The following is a 20230-nucleotide window of genomic DNA, read 5'->3' as shown; positions in this document are numbered from 1 at the left end:
CGTTTACCAGCGACGCTCAAAGCGGCGGCGCAGGATAATCGCGATAAGGTTCATCGAAAGCAGGACAACCAGCAGGATGATGATGCCCCCCCAGGCGCGTTCGTAATAGGCCGGGTCGGCGCGTTTTGCCCATTCGTAAATCTGTGCGGGCATGGCAGAGTTCGGATCCAGAAAGCCCGACGCGATCCCGTCGGGATAGTTCGACGCAATGTAGCCTACCATCCCGATCAGCAAGAGCGGCGCGGTTTCCCCGAGCGCCTGCGCCAGCCCGATGATTGTCCCGGTCAGAATGCCGGGCGCGGCCAGCGGCAAGACATGGTGAACCACGGACTGCATCTTCGAGGCCCCAATGCCAAGCGCTGCATCCCGGATCGAAGGCGGCACGGCCTTCAGCGACGCTCGGGTCGAAATGATGATCGTCGGCAACGTCATCAGCGTCAGCACCAGCCCGCCGACCAGCGGCGCGGATTGCGGCAGATGCGCAAACTGGATGAACACGGCAAGGCCCAGGATACCAAACACGATGGACGGCACCGCCGCGAGGTTCGAGATATTCACCTCGATCAGATCCGTCCAACGGTTCTGTTTTGCAAACTCCTCCAGATAGATAGAGGCCGCGACACCGATGGGCAGCGACAGAACAAGCACCACCATCATCATAAACAGCGAGCCCAGGATCGAAACCCCCATACCGGCTTGTTCCGCTCTGCTTTCGGATGCATCCGCGCCAGTGATGAAGCTGAGGTTGAAACGTTTCTCGATGACACCTGCGTCTACCAGAGCATCAGTAAGGTCCAGATGTTCGGCATCTATGCTTTTGTCACGGATAACGCTTTCGCGGGATACACGCCCTTTGAGATAGCCATCGACACGCGACGACGCGAGGATGCGAAACTCGACCGTATCGCCGATCATGTCTGGGTTCTCGATCACCACATCACGCACCTGCGCCGCAGCAGACGCCGATGTCAGCGCCTTCATCTCGCTGGCTTTGCTCAGAGGTGTCTCGATACCGCGATCTGTTACTTCGGCAAAAATCGCGTTTTGCAGAAGCGGTGTGTAACCAAAGGTCGAGACCTTCTTGATGTCGTCAATGTCCCGGTTGCCGTTCTTGTCCAGCTTGGCCGGATCCAGAAAGACCTGCGTGGTGATGAACGTCTGTTGAAAAGCCCCTTTACCGTTGGAGATAATAGCGGTCAGCAACACCATCAGGAAGATAAGCCCAGTGGCAATGGCAGCGATGCCATACATGCGAAACCGCTTTTCGGCGGCGTTACGCTTTTTTGTACGGGCATCAAGTGTGATGAGCGAGCCGTGGCGTGGCGGAGGTACACGTCCGGGCGGGGTAAAGCTTGCGTCGGTCATTCGTACTGCTCCCGGTATTTGCGCACGATGTAAAGTGCCAGCACGTTCAGCGCCAAGGTCAGGATGAAAAGGTTCATGCCAAGGGCGAAGGCCACCAGCGCCTCGGGCGAGGCGAAGTCACTGTCGCCGGTCAATTGGCTGACAATCTTGGCGGTTACGGTCGTCATCGCCTCAAACGGATTGAGCGACAGCCGGGCCGCGGCCCCTGCCCCAAGCACCACGATCATCGTCTCGCCGATCGCGCGCGAGGCGGCCAGAAGAACAGCACCGATAATGCCCGGCAAAGCGGCGGGCAGAACAACCTGCTTGATGGTTTCGGATTTGGTCGCACCCAGCCCGTAAGACCCGTCGCGCATCGACTGAGGGACAGAGTTGATGATGTCATCCGACAAGGAACTGACAAAAGGTATCAGCATGATGCCCATCGTGATGCCTGCTGTCATTACCGCGCGTCCGCCTTGCATCCAGCCAAGACCGTCATCGCCGAACACAGTCAGCAACATCGGGCCAACGGTCAGCAAGGCAAACAGGCCGTAGACAATTGTTGGAATGCCCGCCAACAGCTCAAGCATTGGCTTGGCAAAGCCCCGTACGGTCGGGCTGGCATATTCGGACAGGTAGATGGCGGCAAACAGACCAACCGGGACCGCGACGATCAAGGCCACAAGCGAGATATAGAACGTACCCCAGAGCAGCGGCAGAATGCCAAGGCTGGACGCGCCACCACGGCCCGAAAAGCTGGGTGCCCATTCGAACAGCGTGTAGAAATCCGCCGCCGGGTACAGTCGGAAGAATTCCCAGGTGTTGAAGATCAGCGAAAAGACGATGCCTACGGTGGTCAGGACAGCGATCGACGCGGCTGCAATCAGCAGCGCCTTAACGACCTGTTCCACCACGTTGCGTGCGCGGAAATCGAAATGGCTTTCTCTGACACCCCACAGCAATCCGGCCAAGGCAAACGCCACAACGGCAATCGACATGATAAGATCGCCGGACGCTTTCATGATCCGGTAATGCTGAGCCGCGGCAAGCACCGGCTGGGTGATGCCCGATGTCACCACCTGACCCGCATCCTTGAGAAGCTTGGTGACGTCGGTGGTGTCTACCCGCAAATTGCGCGTCGCATCATCGTCGATCAGGCCGGCGGCAGCGATGCTGTCAAGGCCGTTGGCCGTACGACGAACCTCGGCCATCACCAGACCGCGGCTTGACCCTTCGGAAATCTCGGCTTGCGGGATCATCTTTGACACAACGCTGTTGACGTAGAATGGCTGTGCCAGCAGCCAGACCACCAGCAAAAGCAACGCCGGTATGATTACCTTCAGCGCCGCGTTCCAACCGTAGTAGGACGGCAGTGAATGCAACCGGCGAATGTCCCCTCCGGCGCTGTTCAGCGCCCGGGACCGGCCCAGGATATACCCGACCGCCGCAAGTGCGAGCACCACAATCACGAGCCAGAAAACAGGCATAAGCCCCCCAGTGTGTTTGTCAGTTCAATAGGTCAAACGAAGAAATGGGGGCGGCCACGTGTTCCGCCCCCCGGCAGTCAGGCAGACGCCTGATTACATCTCTGCGCTCATGGTCTGTTCGTCGGCGACCGCGTTCTGGGTGTCGGCCAGTTCCGGATCGGAAACCAGACCATATTCGGCCAGCGGGCCATCCGGGCCTGCGATCTCGTCAGCGACGAAGAATTCGGCAAACTCTTTCAGGCCAGGGATCACACCGATATGAGCTTTCTTCACATAGAAGAACAGCGGACGCGAGACCGGATATTCGCCGCTTGCGATGCTTTCGGTGGTCGGTTCGACACCGCCCATTGTCGCGACTTTCAGCACGTCGGTATTGTTCTCGTAGAACGCCAGGCCGAACACGCCGATGGCGTTTGAGTTGGCGTCGATCGAGGCCAGCGTTTCGGTGTAGTCGCCGTCAATATCAACGGAGCGGCCGTCGCTGCGCACTTGAAGGCAGGCATCTTCGGCCGCATCTTCATCCATGCCGCCCGCGATCATCGCTTCCATTGCGCCGGTTTCTTCACAGCCAACCGCGATCACCTTTTCCTCGAACACTTCACGCGTCCCGTGCTTGGTGCCGGGGATGAAAGCAAGGATTTCCTCGGCCGGCAGATCAGCGTTGAAATCGGACCACTTTGTATAGGGGTTGTCGACCAGCGCGCCGTCAACCATGACCTTCGGTGCCAAGGCGTTGAAGATGTCGGACTGGGTGAACTCGGTATACGCCGGGCCGTCCAACTGGCTGGCAAAGACGATCCCATCATAGCCGATGCGGACTTCGACGATGTCGGTCACACCGTTTTCGGCACAGGCCTGAATTTCCTTTTCGCGGATCTTGCGCGAAGAGTTGGCAATATCTGTGTGCTCTTCGCCAACACCCTGGCAGAAACGCTTGAGCCCGGCCGACGATCCGCCCGATTCCACGACAGGTGTCGGGAAGTCGAAGTTTTCGCCAAAGGCTTCGGCCACGATCGAGGCATATGGCAGCACGGTCGAGGAACCTGCAACTTGTACCTGGTCACGCGCCGCAGCGGCTGTGGCGGAAACGGCAGCAATCGCCAGTGCAGAGGCGGTTAGTTTTACGGAAGACATAGGTGGCTCCTGTTTGACAAAATTCGCAGTCATCCTCGTGATGACCCTGAGCGAGGACATAAGACGGGCACGCTATGGTTTTGTGACAAGTACGTAACGGTTTTATGACATTGACGCCGCTGGGGGTGATGCGTGGAAGATTCAAAACTAAGCGATTGATAATACGTAGTTAAAAATGACTTCATTCACATTTCGAAAACCGAAAATATGATCTTCTCAAGGGAATACACCGCAAGAATCTCGGCAATTCCGTCTGATATGTCTATCCAATGGGCAACAAAACGGTGACGGTCGTCCCCTGCCCTTTTTCACTGGTAATGCGCATCCGGCCACGATGGCGATTGATGATGTGCTTGACGATTGCCAATCCCAGTCCGGTGCCGCCCATCTCTCGCGACCGGTGGCTGTCGGCGCGGTAGAACCGTTCCGTCAGGCGGGGAATATGGATCGCGTCGATGCCCAGTCCGGTGTCCCGCACCGTCAGCTGGGTGCCATCGCTCCGCAAACGCGGTTGGTAGACTGGGCTCGTGACCGACATCATAACCGTCGATCCGCGCCCGCTATATTTGATCGCATTTTCTGTGAGGTTAATCAGAACCTGACGCAGTTGATCGGAATCGCCCGCAATATCAAACCCGTTCTCGGGCAGATCCAACATCAGGGTCACCCCGGCATCCTCGGCCAAAGGCGCAAGCGAATGCGATGTGGAGCGGACCAATCCGCACAGATCGACCCGCGCGGTCGGACGGACCCGCTCTTCCGATTCGACATGGCTGAGTGACAACAGGTCTCCGACAAGCCGATTCATCCGGTTGGCCTCACGCTGCATGATCCCAAGAAAGCGCTCGCGTGCCGCGGCATCCTCGCGCGCGGGGCCACGCAGCGTTTCCACGAAGCCCATCAGCGCAGTCAGCGGCGTGCGCAACTCGTGGCTGACATTTGCCACGAAGTCACGGCGCATCTGTACGGCTTGCTCCATATGCGTGACATCCTCGAAACAGATCAACGCGCCTGCATCCGGAACGTGCCGCGCGCTGACCTTGTAGGTGACGTCCTGCGCCCCGACCGATGTCAGATAGCGCGCTGTCGCCGCCGATCCGTCACGCAGGCATCCTTCGATGACATCAAGAACGGCAGGCTGGCGCAGCACGGCTATAAAATGCCGCCCCCTGGTGCCCGGACCAAGCAGCTTGTCGGCCTCGGCATTGGCAGCTTGCACGCGTTCATCTGCGCCGACCAGGATCGTCGCCAGCGGGATCGCGTCGATCAGCGCTTTTGCCAGATCAGAACTCATGCCTGCCTTGCCGCCTCCAGCCCTTTGTCGAACACGGCAAGCAGGGCCGCAGGATCTTCGAGACCAACCGAGACGCGGAAGAACCCTTCGGTCAAGCCGAGCGAGGCGCGCAGTGCGGGGGTCAGGCTGCGATGCGAGGAACTGGCGGGGTGTGACAGCGTGGTACCCACATCGCCCAGCGTCGGCGCAAAGGCCACGCCATCGGCACCTTTGACAAAGGCATTGGCCGCGTCGCGCCCGCGGTCCAGCTCAAAGCTGACCATGTTGCAGCCGTGCCCTTGCAACAGCCCCTGCGCGCGGGCGTGATCGGGGTGATCGACGCGCGTGGGATAGAGCACCCGTTTCACGCCCGCCTGCCCGGCCAGATGATCGGCCAGGCGCTGCGCTGTCGCCTCTGCCCGGTCGAAACGCAGGTCAAAGGACATCAAACCGCGCTCGGCCAGCCAGCAATCAAAGGGACTGGCGGTCAGCCCTGTGGTCACGGCAAAATCGTACAGCTTGCGGCGCAGGGCTTCGTCCTTTGCAGCCACATATCCCAGCGTCACGTCGGAATGCCCCGCCATCAGCTTGGTGACCGAATGGATCAGAATATCGGCGCCCATCTCCAGCGGCCGGATGGCACGAGGGGTCGTGAAGGTATTGTCCACGGCCAGCAGGATGTTCTTTTCACGGGCAAGCTCGATCAGCCCGTTCATGTCGGCCACGCGCAGCGTCGGGTTCGAGACAACCTCGATCAGGATCAGCGTGGTCTCTGGACGCAGAGCGGCGCGCATCGCGTCAATATCTGTGGGATCGGCTTGCGACGTGGCGATGCCCAGGCGCGGCAGGTCCTCTTTCAGCATCCGCAGCGACCGCCCATAAAGCTGATCACCCCCCAGCACATGATCGCCCGATTCCAGCAAACCCAACAGAACCGCGGTCACCGCCGCCATGCCGGACCCGACGACCAGCCCGCCGGTCGCCCCTTCCATCGCATCAATGCGGCGCGCCAGCACGTCCGCGTTGGGATGCCCCTCACGCGCATAGGTATACCCCTCGACAACGCCGCCATATTGAGCGTCCAGCGCATCCGGGCTGTCGGCGGCATAAACCACCGATGGCATCAGCGGCGTGACAACCGCGTGTTGTGCGCCCGGTGGCAGCCCACCGGGGCGGATGAGCGTAGGCTTCATGGAGTGTCCTTTCGGATGTATGACTGTCTTTTGGAGTCCAGATCTGTTGTGAATAACTTGTCCAATTTGGCACGATCACGGTTAACGGCGGCGCTTTTACGCAGTGGCCGCGCCTGCATGTGAACGGATGACGGCCACATCTTCGACATAATCAGGGTTAATGCAAAACATGCCGCAGGACGTGGTGTGCCGTTTCAGACCGGCTTCAGCCCGGCGCGGAACCGCCGCATGTTGTCCTGATAATGGCGCGCACTTTGGCGCAACCCTTCGATGGCGGCATCGTCCAACTGACGCACAACTTTGCCGGGCGCACCCATGACCAGCGCGCCGTCGGGAATTTCCTTGTCTTCGGTGATCAGCGCACCGGCACCAATCAGGCAATTGTCACCGATCTTCGCGCCATTCAACACGGTTGCCCCCATGCCGATCAGCGAGTTTTGCCCGATGGTACACCCGTGCAGCATGACCTTATGGCCAATGGTACACCCAGCGCCGATTGTCAGCGGATAGCCGATATCGGTATGAAACACGCAGTTCTCCTGCACGTTCGAGCCTTCGCCGATCAGAATTTCCTCATTATCGCCGCGCAAAGTACTGCCGAACCAGACCGATGCGCCCGTTTGCAGAACAATACGCCCGATCAGGTTCGCATCTGGCGCAACCCAGCTATCTTCAGCAATATCAGGCGCTTGTTCGTCGATGCTATACAGTGTCATGCGGAGATCTCCTCGAATTCCTTTTGCAGATTGCGAACATGATCCAGCAGGCCGGGTTGCTGCGCGCGGCGCAGCCGTTCTGCTGTCACGATGGTGCGCAGCTTTTCAAAGCTCTGATCCAGATCGTCATTGACCAGCACATAGTCGTAACCGTCCCAGTGGCTAATCTCGTCCCAGCTTTTCTGCATTCGCTTGGCGATCACCTCGGCGCTGTCTTGCCCACGGCTTTCCAGACGGCGGCGCAATTCGGCAATCGAGGGCGGCAGAACGAAAACTGACAGCACGAAATCACGCAGGACAGAGTTGGAAATCTGCTGTGCGCCCTGCCAGTCAATGTCGAACAAAACGTCGCGCCCGGCTTCGATTGCCGCTTGAACCGGTGCCATGGGAGAGCCGTAGAAGTTGCCGAAAACATGGGCATGTTCCAGCATCTGGCCTTCGATGACGTCATGCTTGAACTGCTCTTCGGCCATGAAATGATAGTCCTTGCCGTCAACTTCGCCGGGACGGGGCGCGCGTGTCGTTGCGGAAACGGAAAAGCGCAGGCTGGGATCCCATTCCAGCAACCGCTTGGACAGGGTTGATTTGCCCGCACCCGAAGGCGAGGACAGGATAATCAAAAGGCCGCGCCGGTCGGTCATTGCCTACTCCACGTTCTGAACTTGTTCGCGCATCTGGTCGATCACCGTCTTCAGGTCCAGCCCGACGCGCGTCAAGGGCTGGAATTGTGCCTTCGAACTCAATGTGTTGGCTTCGCGATTGAATTCCTGAGTCAGAAAATCCAACCTGCGTCCCACGGGACCATCGCTGGCCAGAAGATCACGGGCGGCGGCGACATGCGCGTGCAGGCGGTCCAGCTCTTCTGTCACATCCGCCTTGACCGCGATCAGTGCCAATTCCTGCGCCACCCGGTCCGGATCGGCACCGTCGGTATTATCCAGCGCGCGCGAAAGCGCGGTTTTCATCCGCGCAGCCATGTCTTTGCGACGCACCTCGCCAAGCGTTTCGGCTTCGCCCGTCAGCAGCTTGATCTGGTCGATCTGGGCGGTCAGAATGGATTGCAATGCCTCACCCTCTGCTTCCCGCATGGCGCAGAAGCTTTTGAGAACAGGGATAAAATCCGCTTCCAATGTATCGCGCAACCCAGCGGTGTCCGTATCGGTTGTGCTGTTGTCGAGGATGCCGCGCAACGCCAAAATTCCGGTCGCGGTGGCGGGTGCCAGCGTGATGCCACGATCCATCGCGCGGGTCTCTACCTCTGCCAACGCCGTCAGGGTTGCGTCCAGTTGGTCCGCGTTCAGCTGTTGAGGTGCCGCGCCTTCATCAGCCTGTAAGCGCAAGTTCAGCGTTATATTTCCGCGCTTTACGGCCTTGCCTAAACAGGCGCGCAACGCAGTCTCCAACCCCTCGATCCAATCGGGAACACGCAGACGCAGATCCAGCCCGCGTGCATTGACGCTGCGGATCTCCCATGTCCAACGGTAGCGCCCCGCACTGCCCTGCCCCGAGGCAAAACCGGTCATCGACTGCCGCATGAATGTTCCTTTCAGGTCGGTTGCCTATCGGTTACGCAATCCGGGCCGCGCTGGCAAGCGAACCCGGTCAGAGGATGCGTTAACCTTTTGGAAAGAAATGTGGCGAAACGGTGATCGCCATGCGCTATTAAGGTATTCGTAACCTTTGTGAAGCCAAATTAACCTCAACTTCGGTCGGCGAACAAAGAAGGATATTAGTGAGTGGAGTTTTCGCCGTGTTTTCCCGGAAAAAGACCGCCAAGAACGTGATTTCAATTCAGCCATATCAAGAAAAAAACCACACATCGGCACTGCGCCTTGTCGATGCCTATTGGCATGGGCTGCGGCATGATCATCCGATCCCGGCGCGCAGCGAGGTTGATCCGCGCGGATTGCAGGGCGCGCTGGACGTGTCTTTCATCGTCGAGCGTATCGGAAAAGGACTTGCGCGTCTGCGGGTTGCCGGAGCGCATCTGTCCGACCTGATGGGCATGGAGGTTGCGGGCATGCCGTTAAGCGCGCTCTTCGTCCCTGAAAGCCGCGAGTCGCTTGCCAGCGCGTTGGAAAAGGCGTTTGCCGAACCCGCGATCCTGCGTCTTGAACTGCGCGCTGAAGCGGGTATCGGTCGGCCTGCATTGACCGGCAAGCTGGTGCTTTATCCACTGCGATCCCACACCGGTGAGGTCGACCGGGCAATGGGCGCTCTCGTGACAGAGGGTAAAATCGGTCGCCTGCCCTGCCGGATGGAGATCGTCGGCGTTCGGGTCGAAACACTGAACCTGGTCGGCGTGTGCCGCGTGGACCTGCGCCCCGATCGCCAGGCGGATACGCCGTCGCTTGTGCCGCGCAAACGGTATATGGCCCCTGTGCAGCCACAGCCGATCCGGAACAATGTGAATGCCACCGGTCCCGGCTTTGCTGAAAGAGCCGCGCCTTTCGGGGACAAACCAGCATTACGGTTGGTGCCTACCGACGAATACTGAAGGCCTTTTGTAGCATTCGACTATTGAAACGGTGCGCAATCTGCGCCGGGTGTTTTATTGATGAGTGGGAGGGCAAGGCTATTCGCTTTGCTCTCCTTTTTTCGTAATGCGCCCTGCTTTGTCGCCAAGAAAAAGGCGCCCGGTTGTTGAGCGCCTTTCTTACGGTATTTTGGAACCGGTTTAGCTCGCTGCGGCAGCCAGCGCATCGCGCCGCCCGGTCAGTTCTTCTGCAACCAGGAAGGCCAATTCCAGCGATTGCGACGCATTGAGGCGCGGGTCGCAGGCGGTGTGGTAACGGTCCGACAGATCCTCGTCGCTGACATCGCGGACGCCGCCTGTGCATTCGGTCACGTCCTGGCCGGTCATCTCGAAATGCACGCCGCCCGGGATTGTGCCCTCGGCCTTGTGAACGCCAAAGAACTCGCGCACTTCACGCAGCACCGACTCAAATGGCCGGGTCTTGTAGCCGGTCGAGGATTTGATCGTGTTGCCATGCATCGGGTCGCAAACCCAGGTGACATTGGCCCCTTCTTCCTGAACGGCCTTAACAAGGCGCGGCAGGTGTTCCGCGACCTTGCCGGCACCGAAGCGGGCGATCAGTGTCAGCTTGCCCTCGTCATTGTCGGGATTCAGGCGCGACATCAGAACCTTGAGATCCTCTGCCGTGGTGGTCGGGCCGCATTTCATGCCAACCGGGTTCAGCACGCCGCGCGCGAATTCGACATGCGCGCCGTCGGGCTGGCGCGTGCGATCGCCGATCCAGATCATGTGCCCGGACCCGGCCAGCCATTTGCCGGAGGTCGAATCCTGACGGCACAGCGCCTCTTCATATTCCAGAAGCAGCGATTCATGGCTGGTGTAGAAATCCACAGTCTGCAACGTGTGCGAGGCTTTGGAATCCACGCCTGCGGCCTTCATGAAATCCAGCGTGTCACTGATACGGTTGGCCATGTCGCGATATTTTGCGGCCTTCTCGCCTTCGGTAAAGCCAAGCGTCCACTGATGCACCTGATGCACGTCGGCATAGCCGCCGGTCGAAAAGGCGCGCAGCAGGTTCAGCGTGGCCGCAGCCTGGGTATAGGCCTGCAACATCTTCTGCGGGTCGGGCGTGCGCGCCTTTTCCGAGAAGTCCAGCTCGTTGATGATGTCGCCACGGTAGCTGGGCAGTTCCATCCCGTCCTTGACTTCGGTCGGCGCGGAACGCGGCTTGGCGAACTGCCCGGCCATGCGCCCGACCTTTACCACCGGAACCTTGGCACCGTAAGTCAGCACCATCGCCATCTGCAACATCACCTTGAAGGTGTCGCGGATGGAATTTGCGCTGAACTGGTCGAAGGACTCGGCACAATCACCGCCCTGCAACAGGAACGCCTCGCCGCGTGCAGCGGCACCCAGTTGCGATTTCAGCGTGCGCGCCTCGCCGGCAAAGACCAGCGGCGGATATTTGGCAAGCTGTGCTTCAACGGCATTCAGCGCGGCCTCATCCGTATAATCAGGCATCTGAACCCGCGGCATGTTGCGCCAGCTCGATTTCTGCCACTCGGTCATTTGTTCTCTCCGGTCGTTAGCGATAGCGGGGCCTCTATACAAAACCGCGCGGCAAGTGACCACAAGCAAATGCAGCCCTGCCCCTTGACGGGTTATCGTGCTTCTGGCCAATTGAAACAAGACATCCACGGGGCTTGCGCAACGCGACACCCGGCAGACGCAGGGAGACCGGAAGGATGGCGTCACAACGTCAGGTCATCGAGATCGTTGAAACGCCGACCAAACCCCGGCATTTCGTGTTCGTCTTGCTGGAACAATTCACGCTGCTGTCTTTCGCTGCGGCGATGGATTGCCTGCGCCTTGCCAATCGCATGTCCGGCAAAGAGCTTTACAGCTGGCGGGTGATCGCTGAAGGCGGCGGCCATGCCGTCAGCTCTACCGGTACCACGTTTGCGCTGGATGGCGATCTGGACGAGCTGCATCGCGACGATACCATCATGCTGTGCGGCGGCACAGATGTGCAGGAAGCCACCTCCAAACGGCTGTTGAACTGGCTGCGGCGCGAATCCCGGCGTGGGCTGACAGTTGGAGGATTGTGTACGGCATCCTTCACTTTGGCGCGGGCCGGGCTGTTGAACGGAAAGCGGGCGACGATCCATTGGGAAAACCACGACAGCTTTGCCGAAGAGTTCGAGGACGTGAAGCTGACAAAATCCGTTTTCGTGGTAGACGGCACCCGGCTCACTACCGCAGGCGGGACGTCTTCGATTGATCTGTTTCTACAGCTAATCGCCGACGATCACGGCGAGGAGCTGGCAAATGCGGTCGCCGACCAGCAGATCTATTCGGCCATCCGCACGGATCAGGACACACAACGCCTGTCCGTCCCGACACGGATCGGTGTGCGCCATCCCAAGTTGAGCCAGGTCATTCACAAGATGGAAGCCAATATCGAGGAACCGATCAGCCCATCGGTCCTGGCGCAAGAGGTCAGTATGTCCACACGGCAGCTGGAGCGTCTGTTTCGCCGCTATCTTAATCGTTCGCCCAAGCGATATTACATGGAATTGCGGCTGCAAAAGGCGCGGAACCTGCTGATGCAGACGGATATGAGCGTCATCAACGTCGCACTCGCCTGCGGTTTTGCATCGCCCTCACATTTTTCGAAATGCTACCGCGCCCATTATCAAACCACCCCCTACCGCGAGCGCGGCAGCCATGCGGCGCGCCTGCCGGTATGAGGTTCAATGACTGCGTGATCTGGCGCCACCCGCCCCGGACTTGATCCGGGGCCTCAACGTCATGAGCAGAAAGGCCCCGGATCAAGTCCGGGGCGGGTGCACTTGGACGCGCATGCGGCACCATACAAACCAGGGTGCGCTGCCAGATCCGGTGCCGAAGCTCACCTTTCAGGCATCCGGTTCAGTCAATGTTCAAACCGCGCAAAACAAACCCGTCCGACCATCGCGCAACGGCAACATCACACGGCTCTTTTCATTTAGCATGACGCCGCTTAGGCTTTGGTCAGGACAAATGTTCCAACTCGGGAGAAGACAATGAAAAGACTTTTGATGGCCACCGCTGCGAGCGCCCTCACTGCGAGTGGCGTTTATGCTGAAAGCCACGCAAGTACCGTGAATATCGGCGTCATACTGGGCTTCACAGGCCCGATCGAATCGCTGACGCCGATGATGGCTGGCTCTGCCGAACTGGCGCTGAGCGAAGTCAATGACAGCGGCAAGTTCCTGGACGGCGTGACGCTTGCACCGGTGCGCGCGGATTCGACCTGCGTTGACAGCGCTGCCGCCACGGCCGCTGCGGAACGTCTGGTCACGACCGATGGTGCCGTGGCGATCATGGGCGCTGACTGCTCTGGCGTGACCGGGGCGGTCCTGTCGAACGTGGCCGTCCCCAATGGCGTGCCGATGATCTCGCCCTCGGCAACGTCGCCGGGCCTGTCGAATGCCGAAGATAACGGGCTGTTTTTCCGCACCGCACCGTCTGACGCGCGTCAGGGTGAAGTGCTGGCCAATCTGCTGGCCGACAAGGACATCACCTCTGTCGCGGTGACCTATACCAACAATGACTACGGCAAGGGCCTATCCGACAGCTTCATCTCGTCTTTCGAGGCGAATGGCGGCACCGTCACGCTGAACGCCCCGCATGAGGACGGCAAAGCCGACTATTCCGCAGAAATCGGCGCTTTGGCCTCGGCGGGTGGCGATCTTCTGGTCGTTCTGGGCTATTCCGATCAGGGTGGAAAGGGCATCATTCAGGCCTCGCTCGACACCGGCGCGTTTGACACGTTCATGATGGGCGACGGCATGTATAGCGACGCCCTGCTGGCTGATCTTGGCGGCGATATGGAAGGGTCCTTCGGTGCCGTGCCATGGTCCGAAGGCGAAGGCACCGAGAAATTCGCGGCCCTTGCCGAAACGGCAGGCGTAAACAGCGAATCGTCCTTCACCCGTGAAAGCTATGATGCGGCGGCGCTGATCGCGCTGGCGATGATGGCGGGTGGCGAGGCGACCTCGAAGGCCGTCGCGGACAACGTCATGGATGTGGCAAATGCCCCCGGTGAACAGATTCTGCCGGGCGAATTGGCCAAAGCGCTGGAAATCCTCGCCAATGGCGGTGAGGTCGATTACGTCGGTGCCACCAATGTGGAGCTGATCGGACCGGGCGAAGCCGCAGGCACCTACCGCGAATACACCATCACCGATGGTGGTTATGAAACGGTGTCGTTCCGCTGAACGTCAATGCGCAAATGCAAGCAGCCCGGTTTTCCGGGCTGTTTCAATAAGATGAGAGGCGTCATCAAGGCGCGGAAAGGGGTGCTGTGATACGGGTTGAGAACCTGCACAAGCATTTTGGCGGATTTCATGCCGTTGATGGGGCGTCGCTTGAGATCGCCACCGGATCAATCACCGGACTTGTTGGGCCAAACGGCGCTGGAAAAACAACGCTTTTCAATGTGATAGCAGGCGTTCTTGAGCCAACCTCCGGGCGCGTCAGTATGGATGGCGAAGATATTTCCGGCCTGCCGCCACATGTCCTGTTTCATAAGGGCATGTTACGCACCTTCCAGATCGCGCATGAATTCGGCTCGATGACCTGCCGTGAAAACCTGATGATGGTTCCGGGCGGCCAGTCGGGTGAAACGCTGTGGAACGCGTGGTTCAGCCGCGGACGGATTGCGCAGGAAGAGTCTGCTTTGCTGAAGAAGGCAGATGAAGTCCTTGATTTTCTGACAATTTCGCATCTCAAGGATGAACGCGCGGGCAACCTGTCCGGTGGGCAGAAAAAATTGCTGGAGCTGGGCCGCACGATGATGGTGGATGCCAAGGTCGTCTTTCTTGACGAGGTCGGCGCGGGCGTGAACCGCACCTTGCTCAACACCATCGGGGACGCGATCTTGCGGCTGAATCAAGAGCGCGGCTATACGTTCTGCATGATCGAACACGACATGGATTTCATCGGCCGTCTTTGCGATCCGGTGATTGTCATGGCCGAAGGCAAAGTTCTCGCACAAGGCACGATTGACGAGATCAAGGACAATGATGCGGTGATCGAGGCTTATCTCGGTACGGGCCTGAAGAACAAGGAGATGGTGTGATGGAGGGGTCGTCAGAACAACATACCACCAAAACCCGTTGTCAACGGTGCCTCACACCCGGATTCATGACTGAAAAGACCGGTTTCGCACCACGTCGGGCGGACTGCGCATGAGCGGCAACCCATGGCAGGATGATCTCGGCAATCGCGACCGGTCAATCACCAACCCGCACGGAATGGGATCGGTCATGCGTGCGGCGGGCGGTGGCAAGGCCACTGATGCGCAAGGCAATCCTTTCCTGATCGGCAAGGAAATGTCCGGTGGGTACGGGCGGGGCGCGGACATTCTGCACGGCTGTACAATCGCAGTGGAGCGCGGAGAAATCGCGGTGATCGTCGGCCCTAACGGTGCGGGCAAATCCACCGCGATGAAGGCCGTTTTCGGCATGCTGGATCTGCGCGAGGGCCATGTGGTGCTGGACGGCGAGGACATCACCAAACTCAGCCCGCAGGACCGTGTGGTCAAGGGCATGGGCTTTGTGCCGCAGACGCATAACATCTTCACGACGATGACGGTCGAAGAGAACCTGGAGATGGGGGCTTTCGTGCGGCGCGACGATTTTCGCGACACGATGGAGCAGGTCTATGACCTGTTTCCGATCCTGCGCGACAAGCGGCGTCAGGCGGCGGGAGAACTGTCCGGCGGCCAACGCCAGCAGGTTGCTGTCGGCCGCGCGCTGATGACCAAGCCCAAGGTGCTTATGCTGGACGAACCCACCGCAGGCGTCAGCCCCATCGTCATGGACGAGCTGTTCGACCGCATCATCGAGGTCGCCCGTACCGGTATCCCGATCCTGATGGTCGAGCAGAATGCCCGACAGGCGCTGGCGATCGCCGACAAGGGCTATGTGCTGGTGCAAGGCGCAAATGCCTTCACCGGAACCGGCAAGGAATTGCTGAACGACCCCGAAGTACGCAAATCGTTTCTGGGGGGATGAGAATGCGAAAAGCTATTCTTGCGGCGATCGCGGTCGGGTTGCCAGTTCCCGTGATAGCGGAACTGGTCAGCTTTGATTGCATTTATTTCACCGCATGTACAAAAGGTGTTGAGTGCGGTTCCGCCAACTTCGATCTCATTTTTCGCCTGGATACGACGGCAAATAAGGCCTTTGTGGTTGGAAATAATGGACTGTCTGAGGTGGGAGCATATCGGGGCGCATCTGGGATTACTTTTCTTGAAATGCTTGGAAGTGGCGCAGTTCAAAGCACGACGGTAGCGTCTGATGGAAGTTCTTCTCACAGTCGAAACACCATTATTGCCGGCACCCTAACCGCAAGTCAGTATGTAGGAAATTGCGATGTGGGAGAGACTCGCTGATGGATTTTCTTAACGCCATTGTCGCGCTTTCCAACTTTGTTGTGATCCCGGCACTAGCCTATGGCAGCCAGTTGGCGCTTGGTGCGTTGGGTGTCACGCTGATCTACGGCATCCTGCGGTTTTCGAACTTTGCGCATGGCGACACGATGGCATTCGGCACGATGGTCGTCGTGCTGGTGACATGGGCCATGCAGGCGGCGGGGATCAGCTTTGGTCCGCTGCCGACGGCGCTCTTGGCGCTGCCCTTCGGCATTGCTGGCGCTGCCGCGATGGTCTTGCTGACCGACCGTGCGGTCTATCGTTTTTACCGCGCGCAAAAGGCCAAGCCGGTGATCCTTGTCATCGTCTCCATGGGGGTGATGTTCATCTATAACGGCGTCACGCGCTTCATCATCGGGCCGGAAGATCAGCGCTTTGCCGATGGTGAACGGTTCATCATCAGCGCGCGCGACTTCAAGGCAATGACCGGCCTTGACGAAGGGCTGGCGATCAAGAGCACACAGGCCATCACGCTGGTAACGGCCGTGGTTGTGGTCGCATTGCTGTTCTGGTTTCTCAACCGCACCCGCACCGGCAAATCCATGCGGGCCTATTCGGATAACGAGGATCTGGCGCTGCTGTCGGGTATCAACCCCGAACGGGTGGTGCTGGTCACATGGCTGCTTGTCGCGGCATTGGCGACGGTGGCGGGCACGCTGTATGGGCTGGACAAAAGCTTCAAGCCGTTCACCTATTTCCAACTGCTGCTGCCGATCTTTGCCAGCGCCATTGTCGGGGGTTTGGGCAGCCCGGTGGGCGCAATCGCAGGCGGTTTTGTCATTGCGTTTTCCGAGGTGGGCATCACCTATGCCTGGAAAAAAGTGCTGGTCTATATGATGCCCGGACCGCTGGAGCCGGACGGTTTGGTACAGCTTCTGAGTACGGAATATAAATTCGCCGTCAGCTTCATGATCTTGCTGATCGTCCTGTTGTTCCGGCCGACCGGCCTGTTCCGGGGAAAATCAGTTTGATTTACCGGCCACGCGCTGAAACAACGCCTCAGATAGAAAAACAAACGCCAGCCCTAGAGTATAGCTTGTGAAACCGAAGCTCCTGATCCACACCGGACTGCCCAAGACCGGAACAACCACAATCCAATTGCATTGTTCGCTGAATCGCCAGGTGCTGGCGCAGAATGGCTGGCTTTATCCCGAAACCGGGCGGCAATGGAATGCGCATCACACATTCGGCAATTTTTTTCGCACCGATGACAAGCAACTGGCGTGGATCCGGCAGGCCGATGCTGCCAAGGTGCACCGAGTATTGGCCCGCGAACGCGAAAAAAGCGGCGCAGAAAATATCGTCATCAGTTCAGAGTCGTTGTTCCATATCAATGATCTGAAACGGCTGACGCAATATTTTTCAGACTATGACATCAACATGCTGGTCTATCTGCGCAGACAGGATGAATGGCTGGAATCAGTTTACCGACAGCAATTGCGCGGCGGTGCCGTCTTCAATGATCGCCACAGCTATTTGCGGCAGATCAAAGCGAGCCTGAACTACGATCATGTCCTGCGCGACTGGGAGAATGCCATCGGCATCGACCGGATCTGCGTGCGGAGTTTTGAGCCGAAATTCTTTGAAACCTCGCTGGTCGAACAGTTCATGGACGTGCTCGGGCTGACGCTGACCTCTGACTACAGGCAAGCACCGCGCCGCAATGACAAGCTGAACCGCGCGGCGATGGATTTCCTGATGAAATTTCCCAAGGAGCGACGGATCAGCCACGAGTATCGATTGCTTCAGAAAGCGCTTGAGGCATGGTCCCAGGATCGTCCTGACAAGCCAGAGCATCAGGCGCTTTATCCGCCAGCTGAACGACTGGAAATTGCTCGGGAATTTGCCAAAAGCAATGCGCTGATCGCAGCTCGTTATCTGGCGGCCGGGGACGATCTGTTCCGTTCGCCCCTGCCCGATTTGAATGACCCCTGGCAGGAGTATCCAGGCCTGACGGTGGATGAGGCCGTGAGTATTGCCCACACGGTCTGGAAGGCACAGGGCGCGCAGGAAACGAGGTTGCGTGAAGCCTTGAAACAGAACAAGCACAACGCTGCCGATAAGGTCAAAAAACCGTAAAGGCTATTGACAATAACCTGGGTGTACCCCAAATGTTCTGCAAGCGCTGGAACACCGGCACCATCATCAGATAATTCCGGGAGCATATTGTCATGAGCAAGAGCACAACCACAGATTTCGCCCGCATCATCGTGAATGCATTTTCGCTGCAATCCGCGATTACCAGTAACAAGATGCTGGCCGACAAAGGCCTGACCACCGCCGGCTGGCTGGTTCTGCGTCGTCTGGCCAACAAGGAGGACCTGTCAGTCGCAGCCCTCGGTCGCGCCTTCTCGTTGACCCGTCAGCGGATGTTCCAGATCGTCAACCGTCTGGCCGAAAAAGGTTATGTCGAACTGAAGATAAACGAAGACGAAAAGCGCGCCCGAAAGGTTCTGCTGACAGCTGCAGGCCGCACCGTGCTGCAAGGTGTCGAAAAGGAGCTGACCGTCCTGCTTGGCGACACGCTTTCCGAACTGCCTGAAAAGTCGATGGAGAAATCCGCGCGCGTGTTGCGCAAGCTGACCGACACTGTGGCCGGAAACAAGACTGAAAAGGCCGAAAGCTGAGCTTCACGCCCCCTTTCAGGGCCAACAGACAACCGGTACCGTATCTGCGGTGCCGGTTTTTCTTTGTCTATGGGCAAAGTTGACGCCAATTCCTGCTTTGCCTCCCTGCCCCTGACGTGCAAACTGCGCCACAGTCCGGCACCCGGACCAGCGCGCAAGTTTGTTCAGCAAGACGGAGACCATCCCGATGACCTCACGCGAGATTATCCTGTTTGCAGTCGTGGGGCTGTTGATCCTTGGATCCGGGTTTCTGCAAAGCTGGAACACCGCCCTGCTGATCCTGAATATGGGGCTGATTTCGGCAATAATGAGCCTGGGCGTGAACCTGCAATGGGGTTTTGCGGGGCTATTCAACGTCGGCATCATGGGCTTCGTGGCCTTGGGCGGGCTGGCGACTGTTCTTGTTTCCGCGCCGCCGGTGGCAGAGGCTTGGGCAGCAGGCGGCTTGCGGGTGCTTGGCGGGCTGTTGGTCGGCGCAGGGGTCATCGCTGCTGCGGTTATCGCTTGGGGACGGCTTGCCGGACGGTTGCGCGGACTGGTGGTCTTTGTCCTGATCGTGGCGGGTTTTTTCATCTTCCGCGCGGTGTTTGATGCAGGCGTTGACGCGGTCGAGGCGATCAGCCCCGCCACCACCGGGTATCTTGGCGGGCTGGGGCTGCCGGTATTGATCGCCTGGCCGGTGGGCGGCCTTCTGGCGGCTGGTGCGGCGTGGCTGATCGGCAAGACCGCACTGGGGTTGCGGTCAGATTACCTTGCCATTGCCACGCTTGGCATTGCCGAGATCGTCATCGCTATAATGAAGAACGAGGATTGGCTGACGCGCGGCGTCAAGAATGTCATCGGCCTGCCGCGTCCCCTGCCCTACGAGATTGATTTGCAGAACGATCCCGGTTTTGTCGAACGCGCTGCGGACTTCGGGCTTGATCCAACCACCGCATCCACGCTGTTTGTCAAACTGGGCTACGGAGCGCTTTTTGCGGCCGTTCTGGTGGTGCTTCTGACCCTGTCGCAACTGGCGCTGAGAAGTCCTTGGGGTCGGATGATGCGCGCGATCCGGGACAACGAAACCGCTGCTCGGGCGATGGGCAAGGATGTCACCGGTCGGCATCTTCAGATATTCATCCTCGGCTCTGCGATTTGCGGTATTGCCGGGGCCATGATGACCACGCTGGACGGCCAGTTGACGCCGAGCAGCTACCAACCGCTGCGCTACACGTTCCTTGTCTGGGTGATGGTGATTGTCGGCGGCTCCGGCAACAATCTGGGCGCGGTCCTTGGCGGGTTCCTGATCTGGTTCCTATGGGTCGAGGTGGAGCCGATCGGAAGTGCCCTGATGGGGCTGATCACCGCCGGGATGAGCGACGGATCCTGGCTGAAAAGCCACCTGCTGGACAGCGTGGCGCATATGCGGCTGCTCACCATGGGTTTGATCCTGCTTTTGGTGCTGCGTTTCAGTCCGCGGGGACTGTTGCCGGAGCGATGACATTTCTGCGTCA

At 58.9% G+C, this 20230-nt stretch carries 19 protein-coding genes; 10 read left to right on the top strand and 9 right to left on the bottom strand.

The window, feature by feature from the left end; translation table 11 throughout:
• Positions 1–3: 3 nt before the first annotated feature.
• From pstA to B8991_RS01460, 8 genes are all read right to left on the bottom strand, one after another.
• Positions 4–1365 (bottom strand): phosphate ABC transporter permease PstA, encoded by a 1362-nt coding sequence (gene pstA / locus B8991_RS01495; protein WP_084350029.1) that lies wholly within the window; start codon positions 1363–1365, stop codon positions 4–6.
• Positions 1362–2834 (bottom strand): phosphate ABC transporter permease subunit PstC, encoded by a 1473-nt coding sequence (gene pstC / locus B8991_RS01490; protein ID WP_084350028.1) that lies wholly within the window; start codon positions 2832–2834, stop codon positions 1362–1364. The genes pstA and pstC overlap by 4 nt, the downstream gene beginning before the upstream one ends.
• 93 nt (positions 2835–2927) lie before the next feature.
• Positions 2928–3968 carry a substrate-binding domain-containing protein gene (locus tag B8991_RS01485; RefSeq protein WP_084350027.1) on the bottom strand — a complete coding sequence of 347 codons (1041 nt, stop codon included), beginning with the start codon at positions 3966–3968 and terminating at the stop codon, positions 2928–2930.
• 262 nt (positions 3969–4230) lie between these two features.
• Entirely contained in the window at positions 4231–5262 is a 1032-nt protein-coding gene (locus B8991_RS01480; protein WP_084350026.1) for a sensor histidine kinase, read from the bottom strand.
• A complete protein-coding gene (locus B8991_RS01475; protein ID WP_084350025.1) occupies positions 5259–6434 on the bottom strand; it encodes a trans-sulfuration enzyme family protein in 1176 nt (391 codons plus the stop codon). Before B8991_RS01475 ends, B8991_RS01480 begins: the two co-directional genes overlap by 4 nt.
• A 194-nt stretch (positions 6435–6628) precedes the next feature.
• Positions 6629–7150, bottom strand: a complete 522-nt coding sequence (locus B8991_RS01470) for a gamma carbonic anhydrase family protein (protein ID WP_084350024.1) — start codon at positions 7148–7150, stop codon at positions 6629–6631.
• Complete coding sequence (gmk, locus tag B8991_RS01465; RefSeq protein ID WP_084350023.1) at positions 7147–7791, bottom strand: guanylate kinase; 645 nt, start codon at positions 7789–7791, stop codon at positions 7147–7149. The genes B8991_RS01470 and gmk overlap by 4 nt, the downstream gene beginning before the upstream one ends.
• Positions 7792–7794: 3 nt before the next feature.
• Positions 7795–8685, bottom strand: coding sequence for a YicC/YloC family endoribonuclease (locus tag B8991_RS01460; RefSeq protein ID WP_084350022.1), 891 nt, complete (start codon positions 8683–8685; stop codon positions 7795–7797).
• Between the two features lie 197 nt (positions 8686–8882).
• Here B8991_RS01460 and B8991_RS01455 point away from each other — a divergent pair, with 197 nt between their 5' ends.
• On the top strand, positions 8883–9647 hold the full coding sequence (locus B8991_RS01455) for a PAS domain-containing protein (RefSeq protein WP_179141403.1): 765 nt from the start codon (positions 8883–8885) through the stop codon (positions 9645–9647).
• Positions 9648–9827: 180 nt separating this feature from the next.
• Here the strand turns inward: B8991_RS01455 and B8991_RS01450 are convergent, their stop codons facing one another.
• Positions 9828–11195 (bottom strand): class II 3-deoxy-7-phosphoheptulonate synthase, encoded by a 1368-nt coding sequence (locus tag B8991_RS01450; RefSeq protein WP_084350020.1) that lies wholly within the window; start codon positions 11193–11195, stop codon positions 9828–9830.
• Positions 11196–11371: 176 nt separating this feature from the next.
• Here B8991_RS01450 and B8991_RS01445 point away from each other — a divergent pair, with 176 nt between their 5' ends.
• From B8991_RS01445 to B8991_RS01410, 9 genes are all read left to right on the top strand, one after another.
• Complete coding sequence (locus tag B8991_RS01445; RefSeq protein ID WP_084350019.1) at positions 11372–12376, top strand: GlxA family transcriptional regulator; 1005 nt, start codon at positions 11372–11374, stop codon at positions 12374–12376.
• A 315-nt stretch (positions 12377–12691) separates the two neighbouring features.
• The gene (locus B8991_RS01440) at positions 12692–13888 is read left to right on the top strand and encodes an ABC transporter substrate-binding protein (RefSeq protein ID WP_084350018.1); all 1197 of its coding nucleotides are present in this window, start codon (positions 12692–12694) and stop codon (positions 13886–13888) included.
• An 86-nt stretch (positions 13889–13974) separates the two neighbouring features.
• Positions 13975–14751, top strand: a complete 777-nt coding sequence (locus tag B8991_RS01435) for an ABC transporter ATP-binding protein (protein ID WP_084350017.1) — start codon at positions 13975–13977, stop codon at positions 14749–14751.
• A gap of 109 nt (positions 14752–14860) precedes the next feature.
• Complete coding sequence (locus tag B8991_RS01430; protein WP_084350016.1) at positions 14861–15688, top strand: ABC transporter ATP-binding protein; 828 nt, start codon at positions 14861–14863, stop codon at positions 15686–15688.
• A gap of 2 nt (positions 15689–15690) precedes the next feature.
• On the top strand, positions 15691–16068 hold the full coding sequence (locus B8991_RS21010) for a hypothetical protein (protein WP_143514460.1): 378 nt from the start codon (positions 15691–15693) through the stop codon (positions 16066–16068).
• A complete protein-coding gene (locus B8991_RS01425) occupies positions 16068–17078 on the top strand; it encodes a branched-chain amino acid ABC transporter permease (RefSeq protein ID WP_084350015.1) in 1011 nt (336 codons plus the stop codon). Before B8991_RS21010 ends, B8991_RS01425 begins: the two co-directional genes overlap by 1 nt.
• A gap of 67 nt (positions 17079–17145) precedes the next feature.
• On the top strand, positions 17146–18186 hold the full coding sequence (locus B8991_RS21375) for a hypothetical protein (RefSeq protein ID WP_084350014.1): 1041 nt from the start codon (positions 17146–17148) through the stop codon (positions 18184–18186).
• A 92-nt stretch (positions 18187–18278) separates the two neighbouring features.
• A complete protein-coding gene (locus tag B8991_RS01415) occupies positions 18279–18734 on the top strand; it encodes a MarR family winged helix-turn-helix transcriptional regulator (protein ID WP_084350013.1) in 456 nt (151 codons plus the stop codon).
• A gap of 187 nt (positions 18735–18921) precedes the next feature.
• Positions 18922–20217: a branched-chain amino acid ABC transporter permease gene (locus B8991_RS01410; protein WP_084350012.1), complete on the top strand. Its 1296-nt coding sequence runs from the start codon at positions 18922–18924 to the stop codon at positions 20215–20217.
• The last annotated feature ends 13 nt before the right edge of the window (positions 20218–20230 follow it).

This window comes from Primorskyibacter flagellatus (genome assembly GCF_900176485.1).
GTDB lineage: Bacteria > Pseudomonadota > Alphaproteobacteria > Rhodobacterales > Rhodobacteraceae > Primorskyibacter > Primorskyibacter flagellatus.
This window is presented reverse-complemented; position numbering and strand designations above follow the sequence as displayed.